At 36.7% G+C, this 15,437-nt stretch carries 18 protein-coding genes; 13 read left to right on the top strand and 5 right to left on the bottom strand.

Annotation, left to right across the window (positions count from 1 at the left end):
• Positions 1-246: 246 nt before the first annotated feature.
• From BLT94_RS19600 to BLT94_RS22090, 3 genes are all read left to right on the top strand, one after another.
• Positions 247-1,314: an acyltransferase family protein gene (locus BLT94_RS19600; RefSeq protein WP_092237934.1), complete on the top strand. Its 1,068-nt coding sequence runs from the start codon at positions 247-249 to the stop codon at positions 1,312-1,314.
• A 186-nt stretch (positions 1,315-1,500) separates the two neighbouring features.
• Complete coding sequence (locus tag BLT94_RS19595; protein ID WP_245743194.1) at positions 1,501-2,055, top strand: transposase; 555 nt, start codon at positions 1,501-1,503, stop codon at positions 2,053-2,055.
• 296 nt (positions 2,056-2,351) lie between these two features.
• Positions 2,352-2,522, top strand: coding sequence for a hypothetical protein (locus BLT94_RS22090; RefSeq protein WP_175530430.1), 171 nt, complete (start codon positions 2,352-2,354; stop codon positions 2,520-2,522).
• Between the two features lie 157 nt (positions 2,523-2,679).
• On the opposite strand, the gene glf is transcribed toward BLT94_RS22090, so the two are convergent.
• The 4 genes from glf to BLT94_RS19575 are packed head-to-tail and all read right to left on the bottom strand — an operon-like array spanning position 2,680 to position 6,677.
• Entirely contained in the window at positions 2,680-3,786 is a 1,107-nt protein-coding gene (gene glf / locus BLT94_RS19590; RefSeq protein WP_092237928.1) for a UDP-galactopyranose mutase, read from the bottom strand.
• A complete protein-coding gene (locus BLT94_RS19585; protein WP_175530429.1) occupies positions 3,783-4,667 on the bottom strand; it encodes a glycosyltransferase in 885 nt (294 codons plus the stop codon). Before BLT94_RS19585 ends, glf begins: the two co-directional genes overlap by 4 nt.
• 40 nt (positions 4,668-4,707) lie before the next feature.
• Positions 4,708-5,793: a glycosyltransferase family 9 protein gene (locus BLT94_RS19580; RefSeq protein ID WP_092237922.1), complete on the bottom strand. Its 1,086-nt coding sequence runs from the start codon at positions 5,791-5,793 to the stop codon at positions 4,708-4,710.
• Positions 5,790-6,677 carry a UbiA prenyltransferase family protein gene (locus BLT94_RS19575; protein ID WP_175530428.1) on the bottom strand — a complete coding sequence of 296 codons (888 nt, stop codon included), beginning with the start codon at positions 6,675-6,677 and terminating at the stop codon, positions 5,790-5,792. The genes BLT94_RS19580 and BLT94_RS19575 overlap by 4 nt, the downstream gene beginning before the upstream one ends.
• A 390-nt stretch (positions 6,678-7,067) precedes the next feature.
• On the opposite strand from BLT94_RS19575, the gene BLT94_RS22570 reads away from it, so the two are divergent.
• The 10 genes from BLT94_RS22570 (at position 7,068) to BLT94_RS19525 (ending at position 14,924) form a co-directional block, all read left to right on the top strand.
• Complete coding sequence (locus BLT94_RS22570) at positions 7,068-7,286, top strand: prepilin-type N-terminal cleavage/methylation domain-containing protein (protein WP_092237916.1); 219 nt, start codon at positions 7,068-7,070, stop codon at positions 7,284-7,286.
• Positions 7,287-7,344: 58 nt separating this feature from the next.
• A complete protein-coding gene (locus BLT94_RS22770) occupies positions 7,345-7,767 on the top strand; it encodes a hypothetical protein (RefSeq protein WP_092237913.1) in 423 nt (140 codons plus the stop codon).
• 98 nt (positions 7,768-7,865) lie between these two features.
• Positions 7,866-8,642, top strand: a complete 777-nt coding sequence (locus tag BLT94_RS19560; RefSeq protein ID WP_092237910.1) for an ABC transporter ATP-binding protein — start codon at positions 7,866-7,868, stop codon at positions 8,640-8,642.
• Entirely contained in the window at positions 8,635-9,447 is an 813-nt protein-coding gene (locus BLT94_RS19555) for an ABC transporter permease (protein ID WP_092237907.1), read from the top strand. The genes BLT94_RS19560 and BLT94_RS19555 overlap by 8 nt, the downstream gene beginning before the upstream one ends.
• Positions 9,448-9,542: 95 nt before the next feature.
• A complete protein-coding gene (locus BLT94_RS19550; protein ID WP_139169082.1) occupies positions 9,543-10,301 on the top strand; it encodes a hypothetical protein in 759 nt (252 codons plus the stop codon).
• 32 nt (positions 10,302-10,333) lie between these two features.
• Positions 10,334-12,061, top strand: a complete 1,728-nt coding sequence (locus tag BLT94_RS19545) for a tetratricopeptide repeat protein (RefSeq protein WP_092237901.1) — start codon at positions 10,334-10,336, stop codon at positions 12,059-12,061.
• A 115-nt stretch (positions 12,062-12,176) separates the two neighbouring features.
• A complete protein-coding gene (locus BLT94_RS19540) occupies positions 12,177-12,680 on the top strand; it encodes a hypothetical protein (RefSeq protein WP_014957603.1) in 504 nt (167 codons plus the stop codon).
• The gene (coaBC, locus tag BLT94_RS19535) at positions 12,680-13,882 is read left to right on the top strand and encodes a bifunctional phosphopantothenoylcysteine decarboxylase/phosphopantothenate--cysteine ligase CoaBC (RefSeq protein ID WP_407641569.1); all 1,203 of its coding nucleotides are present in this window, start codon (positions 12,680-12,682) and stop codon (positions 13,880-13,882) included. Before BLT94_RS19540 ends, coaBC begins: the two co-directional genes overlap by 1 nt.
• Positions 13,883-13,901: 19 nt before the next feature.
• Positions 13,902-14,336 carry a PaaI family thioesterase gene (locus BLT94_RS19530; protein WP_014957601.1) on the top strand — a complete coding sequence of 145 codons (435 nt, stop codon included), beginning with the start codon at positions 13,902-13,904 and terminating at the stop codon, positions 14,334-14,336.
• A 126-nt stretch (positions 14,337-14,462) separates the two neighbouring features.
• A complete protein-coding gene (locus BLT94_RS19525) occupies positions 14,463-14,924 on the top strand; it encodes a tautomerase family protein (RefSeq protein WP_092237897.1) in 462 nt (153 codons plus the stop codon).
• 131 nt (positions 14,925-15,055) lie between these two features.
• Here the strand turns inward: BLT94_RS19525 and BLT94_RS19520 are convergent, their stop codons facing one another.
• The gene (locus BLT94_RS19520) at positions 15,056-15,394 is read right to left on the bottom strand and encodes a phage holin family protein (protein ID WP_322787307.1); all 339 of its coding nucleotides are present in this window, start codon (positions 15,392-15,394) and stop codon (positions 15,056-15,058) included.
• Positions 15,395-15,437: the final 43 nt, after the last annotated feature.

Here is a 15,437-nt window from a genome sequence, read left to right as displayed (position 1 = left end):
AAGTCCCTCTCGCCGCAACAGCCTACCGATTTGCCCTGGTTGCGTGCAAAGATCAACTTTTTGAAGAATACGAAGTTTATAAGCCGCCGTAAAATTCCGACGGGGTTTTTTCTCAGGCACTTCAGGGTTTGGGAAGATGTTGTCAACCTCGCCCCCCAATGAGGAGCCAGTTCCAGTCGCCCCGGGGGCTCCTTCCACTGGCTCCTCATTGGGGGATGCGCCTGGCCGATTGCATGATGTCGGTAGCTGATTCATTTTGATTGGTTCCATAAGCATTTTCCTTACCCGCCCTACACTAATTTTTCAAGGGGTAAGTGTCTCACTCATACTGTCACAGAGGGCATAATATCTGGATGGACAGCTATTTTTGTATTTATAAGTGGGTATTTGTTTGAGAATCTTAGGGCGGATAAGTTCCATTACAAGATGTTCCTAAAAAGAAAATGCAAAACTATTGTTCTTCCCTACCTGATTTGTTCAATACCTGCTATCGTTATTTGCGTTGTGACTGGAAAGTTTTCTCCGGCATATGGTGATGTTGGAGTAATGAAAGGAACAGTTTTAAATATAATAACAGGCGCTCATTCAGTCGTTTATTGGTACATCCCCTTTGTTATGCTAATTTTTTTATCTTCCCCACTTGCCATCTCATTTACTAAACTAAGTCACAATAGGCAAAGTGTTCTGCTATTTTCTTTGTTTATTGTGTCGGCTTTTCTGCATAGATCACATTACAATGCGAATCCAATCCATTCTTATATATACTTCATGCCTCTTTTCCTTTTTGGTGTATATTGCTCAATACACAGAGATAAATTGAAGGAATTACGGCCATATGCGGTATTGTTTTTAATCGCTGCGTTGGCTTTAGCTTGGACTCAGATCAATATTTTTAATCACATTGGTCTATATCATAAAAATTTTTTTGAGTTTGGCGGTGTAGATTTAGCCTATATTCAAAAACTTTTCCTTTTGATTTTTATCGTCTTGGCGATACCAGCAATAGAGAAAAAATCTATCCCGTTTTTGGACTATTTCGCTATAGCCTCATTCCCACTTTTTTTTCTCCACCCATACATCATGCGATTGTTCGATATGACACATTTTTCGTTAGTTTTTGGGTATAATGCTTGGCCGTCTATGCTCTCAGCTTTTTTATATACAACACTTGTTACTTCTTGTAGTGTCATTGTTCTTGAATGTTTTCGAAAGATTTTTGGGGAGGGATGTCTCTATATCATCGGGGATCGTAAGAAAAGTAAACTTGTTTCAAAAAGAAAGGATGAAGTTGACTTTATTATTAGGAAAGCCTAATAATCAATGGTTCGGTAATTTTTTTTCAACTGAATTGAAAAAAATCAGAAGTATGTCAATATGACATTTATGAAAATAATAATAGAGACCATATTGGACAAAATGCTTGGGATATCAAAAATCAGAAAACAATTTTTGACTCATATTTTTATTTTACTGCTTTCCATGAATGGACGGGTGAACTTCATGAATATGTCCAGAATCGGAACATATTCAGAGAAAAATTATCGCCTTCATTTCGAGAAATCTTTTGATTTTTTGACCTTTAATAAGCATCTCATTGAGCAATATTGTTCCGATCACAAAATCATAGCAGGGGATTGCAGTTATATTCCCAAAAGTAGGAAACATACACCTCATATCGGTAAGTTCTGGAGCGGTTGTGCCTCGAAAGCATTTATAGGACTGGAAATAAGCTCTCTGGCCGTGGTTGATATAGATAATAATACAGCCATGCAGCTTGAATACAAACAGACTCCGAGTGATTTGAATGATGAAGAAAGCCGGATAGATTTTTATCTCCGTCAGGTAATTGAAAAAAAGGATCAATTGAAGCAGCAGGCCGATTATATTGTAAACGACGGAGCATATGCCAAGAAGAAGTACGTTGACGGCATTGCCGAGCAGACAAATCTGCATCTGATCTGCAAATTGAGAAAGGATGCTGATTTGCGCTATCTGTATACGGGTCCGCGCAGAAAGGGTAACGGAAAGGTAAATTGCAAGAAGATTGACAAATAACGTTTTGAACTCTGCTATATTGATGATGATACGGCTGTCTATTCGGCGATAGTCAATAGCAAATTTCTGAAACGGAATATCAGAATCGCTTATGTTGAAAATAGAAAAACCGATGCATATGCAATTTTATTTTCAACAGATATAAAGCTTGATGGGCATCTCATATTGAGTTCTTATTCCGGGATGCCAAGCAACACACCGGATTGAATCATTGCCAAGCCAGAAGTGAAAACAAGCTGTATTTTCATTTCAATGCTTCTCTTACGGCTGTGTCGCTTGCAAAAGTGGAGTCTGTAATGAAAACATCCTTAACAAAGCGCCCTTTCTCAATGGCAAATATTAAAACCAAATATTTTAACAGGTTATTCCTGGATAGATTTTTTGAAATGTCAGATATTGATCTGAGTTGTCCAAAAATAGATTCAGCGTATAATGAACTCTTAAACTTCGGGAGAATTGCAGCATAATTTTTACCGAACTATTGATAATCAGTATTGATATTTTTAACATATTGATTTTATAATAAAAACGGAAGTTTTTAAGTTCTTTGCGCTATTGTGTAGATATCTGGACTTTTATCAAATATCAAAATACCCTATTTTTAAGCGTTGCTGTCATATGGGGCTAATCAAAAATCAACCGATCCATTACATGTTTTACACAAATATCCATATTTAAATATTGAAATTTCCCGAGGCGCCCTATAAAGATAGTATCTTTTTTTTTATGAGATAGGTTTAAATATTTTTTATATTTTTTTATAGAGCTATTGTTTAGGATAGGGTATGATGGTACAGGATTATTCCGGCCCGCTTGAACGTCTGACGGATACTCATAGCACAGGGTTGTTTTCGGATGTTTTTGAAACGTCATATGCTTGAATTCAGTGATCCTGGTATAAGAATGATCATTGGGACAATTCACCACAGCCATAGGCAGACGGTTTTCCTGATCATAAGTTTTAAAGGAAAAATTAATCCCCCGGTATGGCAGATATCCATATTTATAGTCAAAAAATGCATCAACAGGCCCAGTATAGATTATTTTATCAAAATTAACCTGGTCTTTTATATCACGATAATCTTTCCCAGTTATTACCTGTATTTTTTCATGATCCAGCATGGCTTTGAACAATTCGGTATATCCTTTTTCAGGCATTCCCTGATACGGATCAGTGAAAAATCGATCATCCCGGTCAAACCTGATGGGAATCCTTTCAGTGATCTCAGGTGCAAGATCTTTTGCGTCAACCCCCCATTGCTTTCTGGTATAGTTTTTGAAAAATTTATTATAAATCGTGTTTCCCATGCGGGAAATCACCATGTCTTCAGCATTTTTTATTTCCGGCAGATCAATTTTTTCCCGTTCAAGATATGCTAGGACGTCGTCTTTTGTAAACGACTTTTCAAAAAGCTGTTCAAACGTATTAATGTTAATGGGGAAAGAAATATATTTTCCATCCACAAAGGCTTTGACATGGTGAACATAATCCAGCCAGTCAGTAAATTGGGAAAGATAATCCCATACATCCTTATGTTGGGTATGAAAAATATGTGGACCATAAAGGTGAATCAAAATTCCGTCTTCGTTGAAACAGTCGTAACAATTCCCGCCAATGTGATGTCTCTTTTCAACAATCAACACGGTCTTGTTTTTTTCACGGGCAAGGATACTGGCCGCTGTAATCCCGGTGATTCCAGCCCCCACAATCAGAATATCTACAGTTTTCATTGATAATCTATCTTTTTGTTTTTTTTAAAGATTTTTCCAACAAATCCCTTTAAAAACCCAAGAGCAAACCGTGCCATAAATTTGTTTTTTAGTCCAGGCAAAAAATATAACGGAAGCCATCTGATACCATTAATGAATAAAAAACATTTAATGATCATATTGTATTTTGATCCTGCAAAGGACGCGCCAACAGCATGTCCTTTTGAAGTATCCTCATAAACCAGGGGGGGGTGATAATACTGAAGCGATGGTGTCTTTAACACGTTATAATTTTTTGCTGTAAACCGGATGGCAAATTCAACATCCTCCTGGCCGATAAAATTAGAATCAAATCCTTTGAGATCTAAAAGACAGGTTTTTCTATAGGCCATGCAGCGATTGGTAAAAAAGAAAGGATCATGATATTCATATTGCCCCATTATTAAAGTTTGGGAGGCAAACCCTTTCGGCATGACCGCATCAAGGGATGGATCGGCAGCAAAAAAATCAATAAGATTTTTTAAAAAATCAGTATCCATAAGTACGGTATCATCATCAAGGAATAAAATGATCTCTCCTTTAGCCTTTGATAATCCGTAATTTCTCATGAACCCCATTTTGCCCCAATCATGATCCGGGGCAAAATAGTCAATATTTAATCCGGAAAATTTTTGCCTTAATGAAGCGCCTTCGCCTGACCCACCCTTATCTTCCACTAAAACAATCTGAAATTTGTCTTTTTTGAGGGATTGGGAATTCAGGCAATGAAGGATATTGTCCATCAGGTGATACCGCTGAAAAAAAATAAAAACACAGCTTAAGCGATATTGGTTGTTTTCATGGCTTTTCAGGTCACCTTCCGGGCAGGTTTTTAATATGGATTTCAGAATTTTTTCGCGCAAAGTTGTTCCTTGAAGTTTAAGATGGTTAAACACAGTATGCCTATTCATTAAGTGTAATCAGTTTTTTTGCTTTATTTATAACATCCATAGGGGTGATTTTAAGCATACACAATTTAAAATTTCCGCACGGCGGTGTTGTTCCGAATTTTGTACAAGGGCTGCAGTCAAGGTTTTTATTAATGACAAGATGATTGTGTCCTTTGGGCGCCCACTTTGCCTCAATGCCGGGTCCAAACAGAGAAACAGTGGAAACATCATTGAGAACGCCAAGATGAAGGATACCTGAATCCGTGCTGATTAATAAGGATGATTTTTTCAGCACAAGGGTTGTTTCAAGGATTGTCAGTTGGCTGCAAAGATTTATAATATCCCGGGTTTTACAATATTTAATAATGGTCCTGCATTGATTAATTTCCTTGTGGCTGCCGAGAAGAACACATTTCCATCCGGATTGCGTCAGCCGGTCAATAACCTTTGCCCAGGATTTTTCAGGCCATAATCGTTCATCAATGGATGCCCCGGGAAACACACATATATATTTTTCAAAGGAAATGTCGGAGATAAAGTTGTTTTTTAACTGTTTGAAATACGGAAAATCCCATAAAAAGGATTCCTTGAAATCCAATGTTTTGGCTATCAGATTCCAGAATGAGTCAGCCTCGTAAATATCATGACGGTAAGGCATTGATATTGTATACATTTTTTGTCGTCCATTGACATGGAATCCTGATTTCAAGTCTGCCTTAAGCAGTCGTGTAATAATAGCCGTTAAAAAATGAGATTGTTCCGTATCAATGATAATATCATACTGCTTTCTAAAAACTGAGATAAGATCGGTTGGATTTTTGTAAGATAAGGTATTGTTAACGAACTGCACTGCATGAAAAATTTCCTGATTTCTATGTTCACATAAAATGTCGATTTTTGCAGGTTTTATTTTTTTTGAAACAGCTTTTAAAACAGGAAGCAGAAGAATCGCATCCCCCATACCACCGGGTCTGATGATCAATATCTTATTGGGGTGAGGGCTTTTTTTCTTTCTTTTGAGCGCTCTGGGAAAAATTTTGAGCAGAACCGGCCCCAGAATGCGATCAATTTGCTTGATTATTTGAATGGAATGTATCATGGCCAGTATATCACCAAAGTTAAAACGAATAAAAATATCAGGGTTGTCAATAAAAGCTGCTTGTCGGAAAAAAGGGTTTTAATGGGGTCGCTGCCCCGGCCAAGGTCGGTCAGATAAATAAACCTGAAAATGCCGTAAGAAGCAGGCAGGACGGAATAAATCACCAGGCTTCCATGTTCAACCGCATAAAGGGAGTAGACCACTAATGTGACACTTCCGCAAGTCCAGAACATGCTGTTCAAATACGTCAAGGAATATCCGATTTGGCTTTTTCTGTGGAGAATGGCATTTTTTTCTCCCAATTCTTTTAACTCGGTCAGCCGTTTGGCAATGGAAATCATCATGGCAATGAAAAAGACGGTTAAAAAAAGCCAGTTTGAAATTTCAATATTACAAACCGCCCCTCCAGCCAGAACCCTTAAAACAAATCCAAAGGCCACAGAAAATATTTCAAGGATGACAATCTGTTTTAAATACAAACTGTAACTTGCTGTCAGGATCATGTATGCAAGAAGATAACAAATAAACTCTAAAGGAAAAGGGAATAAACGTATACAAATTATGATGATAAGCAGAATGCAGCCGGATAAAAAAAACGCTTTAAGACCGGTTATGGTGCCTCTGCAAAAGGGGCGGTGTCTCTTGATGGGATGGAATCTGTCATTCTCTTTGTCAATCCAGTCGTTCACGATGTATCCAAGACCGGATGTCAGGCAGAAAACAAAAACACCTATACCCGTGATATATAATAACGATCTGTTGACAAAATTTCCGGAAAAAAACAGGGGGGAAAACAATAGCAGGTTTTTAATCCATTGATAGGGACGTAAAAGAACAATATAATTTTTTAAATCAGTTTGAAAGGTTGAAGTGTTATATTCCATAATTTGTTTCTTAAATCCCAGAAGTATGGTCATGGTGCCAATTGAAAAACGTCAGAGTTTATCATTATATAAATGCGATTGAAAAGTGTTTTCTAAAATTTTCAGTGCAGTTGCTTATCTGAATACTAATAAAGATAAAATGTGATTTATGATGACAAAATTTGAAAAAAAGAATCAAAAATTGTTATTTGCTTGACACTTATCCCGGTTTTGAGTAATGGATTATTCTGGGTTAGATAAAAATAATACTTAAAAATCAATCTGTTAGAAAAATATTTACCTGCATTAGAAATGCTGGCATCCTTCTTGTATTGATAAAATATACAAAATTTTTTTTTAGGATCAGTAACAGTAGTATTAATATCAATCAATGAATAATGGAGGTGACAAATGTTTAATTGGCTAAGACAAAAAAGAAATCAGAAGGGTTTTACACTGATTGAGCTGATGATTGTTATTGCAATTATCGGCATTCTTGCGGCGATTGCTGTTCCACAGTTCACAAAGTATCGCGCAAGATCTTTTAATACCCAGGCTATCAGTGATGCCAGAAACATCAAGAATGAGGCAGGCGGATATTATGCAGAATATGATCATTTTCCGTATTAATTCAGGAATATGATCCTAAACACACTTTATTAAATCTTAAATAATTAGGAGTTATAAAATGAAAAAAATTTTTTATGCCATATGTTTAATTGCCTTAATCGCATCGCCTGTCTATGCAGCGCAATCAGGTTCATCAAGTGGTAGCATCACTTTGGATGATTCAGTCGGTGCTGGTCCTGGTATCACCGGTATTGCCATATCCGCCAATAGTTATGCCAACTATTCAGGTGCAGCCACTGCTGGCGGTTATGCTGGCTCAGCCGGTCAGATCATGTCAGCCTGTGCGGCCAGCTTAAAAGCGGATAAAGATATTGCCCTTTATTTTGCCGTAAGATCCTCCATGGATCCTCTCGACACAGATGACAATGGTGTATACCAGAAGGCCGCAGCCGGTACTGCAATTGCTACAGGTACTGTTGATGGTTATCTTGTTGGCACTAATTTTTCAGGAAGCTGGATGCTGAGAGGTGGCTCACAATAATTTTTGGATAGTTTTTTAATTAACAATAGGATAAATTACTGACGGTCAGTAATTTATCCTATTTTATTATATTCTGAAACAGAAAGAAACAGGTGACCATGGAAGTTGTTTTTGATCAGGTAAACAAGACGTTTGTTTCCAGTTTTGCCCGGAAAAAAGTTCATGCGGTTGTGGATTTGAGCCTTTCGGTAAAAACAGGGGAGATCTTGGGAATTGTGGGGCCTAACGGGGCCGGGAAAAGTACTTTGTTGAAAATGCTTATGGGATTTATCCGGCATGATTCAGGAACCATTTTAATCGGAGATAAACGGCCGTCTGATCCTGAAGCCAGAATTCAAATGGGATACCTTCCTGAAAATCCTTATTATTATGATCATCTTTCTGCTGAAGATCTGATGAAATTCAGTGCAACCACATCCGGCATGGTAAAACAGGATATAAAGCCCCGCATTGAGACGCTTTTAAAGACCTTGAACCTTGAGCATGCCAGAAAAAGGCGATTGAGAACATATTCCAAAGGAATGACCCAAAGGGCCGGGATCTGTTTTGCTCTGGTTCACGATCCTGAGTTGATTATTTTTGACGAGCCCATGTCCGGTCTGGATCCCTTGGGCCGGAAACTGGTGGTGGACATGGTTCTGGATTTGAAAAAAAAAGGAAAAACCATTCTTTTTTGCTCTCATATCCTCAATGATGTGGAGCGGTTGTGCGATCGCATGGCTATCATGGATAAGGGGCATTTGAAAAAAATTCTTTCCAAGCAAGAACTCATGGAAAAGCTGGATGATAAACCGGCAGCGGCAGACGGAAGTGAAACCAATATTCTTGAAAATATCTTTCTGGATACCATTGAAAGCGAGGTAGCCTATGAGTAAAATTATTGCCCTGGCCATTCTCACCTTTAAGGAAGGTATTCGTGACAGGGCCTTGATGGGTATTTTTATTATCGCTTTGAGCATGCTTCTTGCCACAATTTTGTTTACCGGTCTGTTCGGCCATGAACTGGGCAAGGTTCTGGTCGATTTAAATTTATCCACTATTGCTTTTGCCGGTCTATTATTAACATTTTTTGTTAATATCAATTTAATGGCTAAGGATATTGATAAAAGAACAATTTATTGTGTTCTGTCAAAGCCGATTTCAAGAACCGAGTATATGCTGGGCAAATACGCCGGACTGATGCTCATCGTTTTTACAGCTCTTTTTTTTCTTCTGGTCTTTAGTACCGGCATAATGTGTTTTGTTAAATCCTTTTATTCAAAAATCTATTTCAAAGATTTTTCATGGTTTTGTTATTTCCAGGCATATCTGTATGAAATTCTTATGTTTGCAGTCTTGAACAGTGTCGTGATTTTTTTTAGTTCTATTTCAACAAGTTCATTTTTGACCCTTCTTTTTTCATTGGCAACTTATATTGCAGGTCAGACCATTGAAGAAGTCATGGAGTTCTTAAAAAAAGAAGCTTTGGGTCAACAAATTTCAGAAATTAATCAATGGATAGTGGATATTGCCCAATATATTTTCCCCAATTTTTCAGCATTTGATATAAAAATCCTTGCAAGCCACGGCAAATTGATGACTTTGAGCCATACGACAGCTCTTTTAACTTATAGTATTGTTTATACAACATTGCTTTTGTTCCTTGCTTCTTTGATTTTTAATAAACGGGAGATTAATTAATGGTAAAGGCTTTGAAAATAATAAGCCTTCTTTTAATTTGCATTTTTTATTGGAACGTCGCCTTTCCCAAATTAAAGCATGAGCGAGAGTTGTTTTTGGAATGCAATTTTGTGGATTATGTTCTTCCATCACAATTTGTAAAACCTCTCTGCCTTGAATTTAAAGGTCTTACTTCAGACTTTTTGCTTTTTAAATTCATGACTTTCATTGGTGGAAGAATAGAAGATCTGAATAAAAATAATTCAAAATTGTCACAATACATATTTTGTGCCCTTGATACCATAACGGATCTTGATCCTTATTATTGGGATGCCTATTATTTTTCTCAAATGTTTCTTGCGTTGAATAACAAGGTTGAAGATGCCAATATTCTTCTTGAGAAAGCCAGAAAATACAGGATAAATGATTATCGGCCACCTTATTATATCGGGTTTAATTATTTCTATTTTTTAAAAGACAATGAAAAAGGCAGTCAATATTTAATGGAGGCCTCAAAACTTCCTGGGAGTCGTTACTATTTTGCAAGTCTTGCGGCAAGACTTGCCGTTTACTCTTTTCAGCACAGAGATGGTATTATTTTTTTAGAGGAAATGCTTAAAGAAACAAGAGATGAGCGCGCAAAAAAGGAATTTGAATTAAGGATTGCCACTCTTGAGGTTTTGGAAATCCTTGAAAACAAGATCACCGAGTATCATAAACTGTTTGGTGTATACCCTGCTTCTTTAAATGAACTTGTCAAAAAAAGATTGATTGATAAAATTCCTGAAGATCCATATGGAGGCGATTTTATCATTATGCAAAACGGCCGTATATATACAACAAGCAATATGGTTATGAAAACAAATAACAAGTAAATACATCTTTTTTTTAAAATGGACTTAATTATTTGATTCGCCTTTTTGAAAAACAATATATAGCCATTTTGTTGATTATAGGAATATCTCTGGCGGTTTTTTATCCAACCTTGAATTCAAATGTCATTGATCTTGATGATACTACTATGATCCTTGATTTAAATAATCCTGACAAATATTTTTCAGCTAAAAAAATGTTTTGGAAGAATACTATTGGATGCTATTATCGCCCATTATTGATGCTTTCTTTCATCATTGATAGTAAAACTTGGGCATTTGAATATTCAGGGTATCATTTGACAAATATAGTTCTCCATTTGTTTAATGCCCTTATTTTGTACTTTATTGCAGTTGCCTTTTTTAAAGGAAAAAGGCAATTTAAAGTCGTTTCTTTTTTCCTGTCAATTGCTTTTGTACTAAATCCTTTAACAATAGAATCGGTTGCCTGGATATCAGGGAGAACTGACATCTTGGCCACCTTTTTTTCTTTATCATCATTTTTTTTTTATATTTCAAAAATAAGATTCAGGTCGGTATTTGTTTCTATCTCTTTCTTGTTAGGACTCTTTGCCAAGGAAAATGCCGTCTGCATGTTCATTATTATCGTTTTATCCGAATTCGTTATCTGTTATCCTTCCAAAGGCTTTAAAGTGTCATTGATAAGATCACTAAAGTGGGCTGGTATTCTTAGTACTTCTTTTTTTATATATTTTTATTTTAGATTTGCCGGTTTTGGATTGCTCCTTATTCAGGAACAAATTCAAGCTCTTCCTATTCAAGGACTGCACCTTCAAGACGGTGTGTCATTAAGATCTCAAATGATTTCAGGTCTTTTTGCTTTACCGGCTGCCATAGCCTTCTATTTAAAGAAACTTGTTTGTCCTTTTCCGCTTAACTTCGCTATATCCCAGATAAATTTGACCCTGTATTCGATAGGTTTTGTCATTATTGGGATAATAAGCCTGACACTTGTTCTAAAAAGAAAATTTTATTATCCTTTTTGGATTTTATTATTTATTATCTCTTTTTCCCCTGCTCTGCCTGTTGCCCTTGGAGATGTTGCCTGGACACGATTTGCAGAAAGATATCTTTATTTGTCGGTACCGGTAATCTGTCTTTTTGCAGGGGATTTGTATTATAAAAAAATACTGAAATATCCGGAAAGGACTAATATAATTAAAACAATTGCTGTTTCAATATTGATTATTTTTTGTATTGGCTCCATTCAAAGAATCCATGTGTGGAAGGATAAAAAAAGTCTTTGGGAAGATACATATAAAAAGAATCCTTTTAACGGGAAAGTATTATACAAATATGGCTCTGTTTTAAGTTTCGAGGAAGGACTTCCCTTTTTCAAAAAGGCCGTAAAAATTTCAAGGGACAGTGAATGGAGAGATTTTTCGTTGTTAATTGTAGCCCAGGATGAAGCAAATAAGCTTAATTACAATAAGGCATACGACTTAATTCAAGAAGCGCTTAAAATTAATTCAGAAAGACAAAATTGTTATCAGGCAGCAGGAATATTAAAACAGATAATTAAAGATGAATCTCTTAGAGAAGATAAATATAATAGACTGCTGATTCAGTGTTACCAACTGGCTTATAAGAAAAAGCCAGAGCCTGTAGATCTTTTAAATATTATTCGAATTTTTGAGAGCTTGAATGATGATAAGAATGCTGAAAAATATTCAAAAATGTTGATTGAAAAATTTCCACGATCAAGAGCTGCAAAATACATATTATCCAAATTTAACAATTAAATAGGACTGTTTTCAACTTTTTAGAATCAAATCACACAATTGACATTTAAAATAAATAGTTTTAGAAGATATGAGTCTTAATTCAAATTGAAACCCTTGGCTTTTAGGAGAAAAGATGAAACCAAAATGTAATATTAAATCAATTGTAACTATATCGGCAACCGTGTTGCTGGTATTGTTTGTTTCCGGATGTTTGGGCAGTAAGGTTTCAAAAAAAACTGAAGCTGATCAGATATCGATCGATCAGGCGGTATCCAAACAAACAACAGCCATATACCATGATTTTGAAGACGTATTGATCCCCATGGAACTTTCAGTTGTAAGCGACAAAACAGTTATCATATCAACACCCGGATTTACCTCGGGAATTCTTATACTCAAGGGCCGGGTTGAAAGACAATCTTTGTTTGATTTTTTTAACAATAACATGCAAAAAGATAATTGGAGTATTGTTAGCCAGATCAAATCCCCAGGCACCACCATCATGGTGTTTCAAAAACCCTCAAGAACTTCGGTCATTACCATTCGTGACGAGCAGTTTTATACCTATGTTGAGGTCGGCGTGGCCCCTACTATTACGGGCGAATCCGGTTTTTCTGAATCAGGGCTGGTGGAATAATGATGTTTAAAGACAAACATATCCTTTTGGGGGTTACCGGTGGCATTGCCGCATACAAGGCAGTTGAACTTTTAAGACTGTTGAAAAAGGCCGGTGCCGATGTGAATATCATTGTGACAAAAAGCGCACTTAAATTTGTCGGCAAGACAACATTTGAAGTGTTATCTGAAAACCCGGTTTTATCGGATTTATATTTTGATACACAATCTTTGGTAAAGCATATTGATCTTGCCACCTGGGCTGATGCTGCAGTCATTGCCCCGGCAACGGCAAATACCATTGCAAAGCTTGCCCATGGCATTGCAGATGATGCATTGTCCACCACCTTGCTTGCGGTCACAGCTCCGGTCATGATCTGCCCGTCTATGAACACTGATATGTATCAAAATATCCGGGTGCAAAGAAATCTTGATATCCTTGAAACAGATGGATGGCATATTATTGATCCGGATTCCGGGATACTGGCATGCAAAGCCGTGGGTGCCGGAAGGCTGCCGGACCCATGGTTTATTCTTGACAGGCTTGAAGCCATTTTGACCAGAAAGGATTTAAAAGGTAAAAAAATTCTTGTTTCTGCAGGTCCCACAGTTGAACCTATTGATCCGGTCAGGTTTGTCAGCAATCACTCTTCCGGGAAGATGGGGTATGCAATTGCCAGAGCAGCAGAAAAAAGAGGGGGAACAGTGACTTTGGTATCCGGGCCTGTCAATCTTGATGCGCCTGTCGGGGTTGAGCGCATTGACGTGGAAACCTGTGAACAGATGGCATCTCAAATGCTTAGCAATCTTGATCAGGCGGATATTATTATAAAGGTTGCAGCAGTGGCAGATTATAAACCAATAGATCCGAAAACCAGCAAAATAAAGAAAAAAGACAACAATAACAAAGACCTTTGTATTTCCATGGCGGAAAATCCTGATATTTTAAAACTCATTGGGGAAAAGAAAACAAAAGATCAGTTTGTTGTCGGGTTTGCCGCAGAAACCGATGATCTTGAAAAAAACGCCCTGTTAAAAATCAAAAAAAAGAATCTTGATATGATTGCCGCCAATCTGGTGGGATCATCCGATTCAGGATTCAAGGCAGATACCAACAAGGTAAAACTTTTTTTCAGGGACGGTAGCTTATTTGATATCCCGTTAATGGAAAAAGAAAAGGTGGCCGATATTCTTATTGATCAGGTCATAAAAAAAATGGGATAGACTCAAATGGAGATAAATAATGATTAATAGTGATCATTACACAAAATTGGAAAATATGATGCATTCATCACCGTTTTCACGACTGGTTGATGCAAAAGTGAGTGTCAAGCAAGGTGAAGCACACATTACCTTGCCTGTAAAAAAGGAGTTTTTCAATGCCGTAGGTGCCATGCACGGTACGCTATCTTTTTTTGCATTAGACAATGCAGCATTTTTTGCAGCCAATTCTTTGGTCGAGGATGTTTTTGTACTGACAACCAGTTTTACAACATACATTACCCGGCCGGTATCAGAGGGTGTTGTAAAATCAATCGGCAAGGTTGTTAATCAGAACCGGTCCCAGTTTATATGTGAGTCGGTTTTGTTCGATTCCAACGACAAAGAGATTGCAAGAGCAACAGGTATTTTTGTTAGAAGCAAAATACCTTTATCAGATAAAATAGGTTACAAATAACGTCCATGGTAGATTGACCTGCCACAAGAAAAAATGAAAGAGATTTAATTTCAGCAGGTTAAAAGTCCTTTTATATAAAATTAAAAATATTTTTTTTGTATAAAAAAATATTTTAAGGAGAACCATATGCCACATATAATTGTGAAGCTTTATCCTGGAAGGTCAGAACAGCAAAAAATAGAACTTACCAAGAAAATAGTGCAAAATGTTGTTGCAATTGCGGAATGCAAAGAAGCATCTGTTTCCGTATCCTTTGAAGAAATCGAACCAATTGACTGGGCTGAAAAGGTTTACAAGCCGGATATAATTAATGGCCAGGGAATACTTTATAAAAAACCGGAAGACGATTCTTTTTTTAAAAAAGCGGATAAAAAAGAAGTCATGACAAGTTTAATGGAGCATGTCAGAGAAGCAGCAAAAGTTGCAGAAAAAGAAGATATGTCCGGTAATTTTAATGCCATGTCATGGTTAGACCTTGAAATAGAGGATAACCCAGAATCTTTTGACAGTTTTTTTGATACACCCTGGAATGAATTGTCAGATGCTGAAAGGGAAGAAAGATCTGTTGCAATCAGAAGGGTTTTGTAAATATAGGGTTTGGCTTACATCTGCTATGACAGATATGTCATTTTATATGAAAGTTTTAAAAAATTCATACAGAGACTTTAAATCTTTGTTGTGGGCAAAAATGGATGAAAGACTAAGCCTGCCCGCGGCAGTTATAAAAAAATCCAGTTGAGCAGTTTGTCTGATACCATTATCAAAAATGCGGCTAAAATGGTGATACCAAAATTGTCAATTTTAAAATCTTCAATCATTTTATCCGTAAGCCATAAAAGAAATGCATTAATGATAAAGGCAAACAGCCCGAATGTAATAAAAATCACTGGAAATGCTAAAAAGAACAGGACTTTTCCCAGAAGCAAATTAATCAAACTGTAAATACCTGCAACAAGAACAGCGGTTCCAAAATTTTTTATATGTATTCCGGGCAGCATCTTTGCCACAATAAAAACAGCCAGACTTTTAAATAAGAAACTTAAAATAAGGGTCATCATCGCTCCATTCAGTTTAAATCCATATTAACTCATCTTTTTTTAA

Origin of the sequence: Desulfobacula phenolica, assembly GCF_900105645.1 — a bacterium.
Taxonomy (GTDB): Bacteria; Desulfobacterota; Desulfobacteria; order Desulfobacterales; family Desulfobacteraceae; genus Desulfobacula; species Desulfobacula toluolica.
Note: the sequence above shows the minus strand (reverse complement) of the source record. Positions and strands in the feature narration are given on the sequence as shown.

Bases quoted from the DNA above. Each gene is read 5' to 3' on its own strand.
- coaBC (WP_407641569.1), top strand. From the start codon at position 12,680: ATGATGTTTAAAGACAAACATATCCTTTTGGGGGTTACCGGTGGCATT.
- BLT94_RS19580 (WP_092237922.1), bottom strand. From the start codon at position 5,793: ATGATACATTCCATTCAAATAATCAAGCAAATTGATCGCATTCTGGGG.
- BLT94_RS19520 (WP_322787307.1), bottom strand. From the start codon at position 15,394: ATGATGACCCTTATTTTAAGTTTCTTATTTAAAAGTCTGGCTGTTTTT.
- BLT94_RS22770 (WP_092237913.1), top strand. From the start codon at position 7,345: ATGAAAAAAATTTTTTATGCCATATGTTTAATTGCCTTAATCGCATCG.
- BLT94_RS19595 (WP_245743194.1), top strand. From the start codon at position 1,501: ATGAATATGTCCAGAATCGGAACATATTCAGAGAAAAATTATCGCCTT.
- BLT94_RS19525 (WP_092237897.1), top strand. From the start codon at position 14,463: ATGCCACATATAATTGTGAAGCTTTATCCTGGAAGGTCAGAACAGCAA.
- glf (WP_092237928.1), bottom strand. From the start codon at position 3,786: ATGAAAACTGTAGATATTCTGATTGTGGGGGCTGGAATCACCGGGATT.
- BLT94_RS19575 (WP_175530428.1), bottom strand. From the start codon at position 6,677: ATGGAATATAACACTTCAACCTTTCAAACTGATTTAAAAAATTATATT.
- BLT94_RS22090 (WP_175530430.1), top strand. From the start codon at position 2,352: ATGAAAACATCCTTAACAAAGCGCCCTTTCTCAATGGCAAATATTAAA.
- BLT94_RS19555 (WP_092237907.1), top strand. From the start codon at position 8,635: ATGAGTAAAATTATTGCCCTGGCCATTCTCACCTTTAAGGAAGGTATT.
- BLT94_RS22570 (WP_092237916.1), top strand. From the start codon at position 7,068: ATGTTTAATTGGCTAAGACAAAAAAGAAATCAGAAGGGTTTTACACTG.
- BLT94_RS19540 (WP_014957603.1), top strand. From the start codon at position 12,177: ATGAAACCAAAATGTAATATTAAATCAATTGTAACTATATCGGCAACC.
- BLT94_RS19530 (WP_014957601.1), top strand. From the start codon at position 13,902: ATGATTAATAGTGATCATTACACAAAATTGGAAAATATGATGCATTCA.
- BLT94_RS19560 (WP_092237910.1), top strand. From the start codon at position 7,866: ATGGAAGTTGTTTTTGATCAGGTAAACAAGACGTTTGTTTCCAGTTTT.